A 1329-nucleotide genomic window follows, 5' to 3' on the forward strand; every position below is an offset into this window, starting at 1 on the left:
GGTTCCGCCTACCTTGCTTTGGGCCAGGTTCACAGCTAGCCTCGGGCTCGCTATGGGTCAGCTTTAGAGCGCAAGAACACGTGTTTGACTGGAGCATTATGGAAGACGCGAAGTTCCCGTTTGGCTCTGAATCGGCTCTGCAGCACGCGATGGAACAGAACCTGGCTGAACATGCCAGCCACTTGCACCGAAACCTCATCGGAGCCTCCGTTTCAAGAACTGCCGATCTCTTGATCGCCGATAGCGGTCTGGCCGACGACACCTTCAACATCGTCGCGGCAGCCCGATTCGCCCGGCACGCAGTGCAAACCCGAACCGCAGAGACGGTCCGGGCCCTGGGATCCACCGGCCGCCCTTTCTCCTGGTGGGTAGGCCCTGCCTCTATTCCGGACAATCTTGCCGAATTCCTTGGGGCCGCCGGGCTCGAGGCGTCAGAGACAGAGACAGGCATGTGGAAGGACCTGCGCGGGGATCTCCCTGAATCACGAGTGGGAGACCTGGCAATCCACGGTATTGCAGGCCTCTGAGGACGGGGAGCCGGTGTACCGCCGTCTCGGGTTCAAGGCCTGTGGCCAATTCACCGAATACGCCATCGGCCCCTAGATCGTCCCTGCCAGGTAACACACGTGTGGAGGCCTTTGGGCGTCAAGCTTCCCCAATGTCGCCCCGTGCCAGCGCGAAGGGCAAGCGGTCGAAGACGATGTGGATCTCAACGATATGGCCATTCCGGACTCGATGGAGCTCCGCGCCTGGTGCCCTCGGCGCGGTGTCATTGCAGGTTTTCCCTTCTTTGATGGCTACGTCATGTTCACTGCTACAGGATTGTTGGGTCCGTTGATGATGCCGACAGACGAGTTTTTAGCGGATTGCGACGACCGTTCGTTGTACCTTCTGCGGGGTCAATGCTCCCCGGGCCACGGAAGCGGCAGAGCAGGACATCGCCCGCAAGTTCGCCGACGCCTTCTCCCGGGATGAGATCGACTCCCTCCTCGAGCTCCTTACTGATCAGTGCCGGCCTGCCATGCCGCCGGCCAGCGAACGCTACGTCGCTCGTACCGCCGTCGGGAGTTCCCTTCGTGCGGGTGCGGAGGGGCGACCCGGCGGCAGCTACGCGCTGTCTGCGGCCGGAGCAGAAGGCAGGCCGGCGTTTGTTTGCTATCTGGAGGGCCGGCGCCCGGGGGCTGTTGGTTGTCGAACCGACGGGGATGGCAGCAGGATCGCTTCGATCGTGCGCATCCTGGACGACGGATTGCACAGGCACTTGGAGATGCCCTCCTATCTGGAATGAAGGAGCATCGAGCCCGGCTCACGTCTTCACCCGGGTGGTGT

At 62.2% G+C, this 1329-nt stretch carries 2 protein-coding genes; one reads left to right on the top strand and one right to left on the bottom strand.

Features of this window, described 5'->3' with window-relative positions; all coding sequences use genetic code 11:
• Nucleotides 1-98: 98 nt before the first annotated feature.
• Nucleotides 99-527 carry a hypothetical protein gene (locus NEK97_RS19765; protein WP_257371405.1) on the top strand — a complete coding sequence of 143 codons (429 nt, stop codon included), beginning with the start codon at nt 99-101 and terminating at the stop codon, nt 525-527.
• Nucleotides 528-814: 287 nt separating this feature from the next.
• Here the strand turns inward: NEK97_RS19765 and NEK97_RS19770 are convergent, their stop codons facing one another.
• Nucleotides 815-1261, bottom strand: coding sequence for a hypothetical protein (locus tag NEK97_RS19770; RefSeq protein ID WP_257371406.1), 447 nt, complete (start codon nt 1259-1261; stop codon nt 815-817).
• Nucleotides 1262-1329 lie beyond the last annotated feature (68 nt).

The organism is Paenarthrobacter sp. UW852, from assembly GCF_024608385.1.
Taxonomy (GTDB): domain Bacteria; phylum Actinomycetota; class Actinomycetes; order Actinomycetales; family Micrococcaceae; genus Arthrobacter.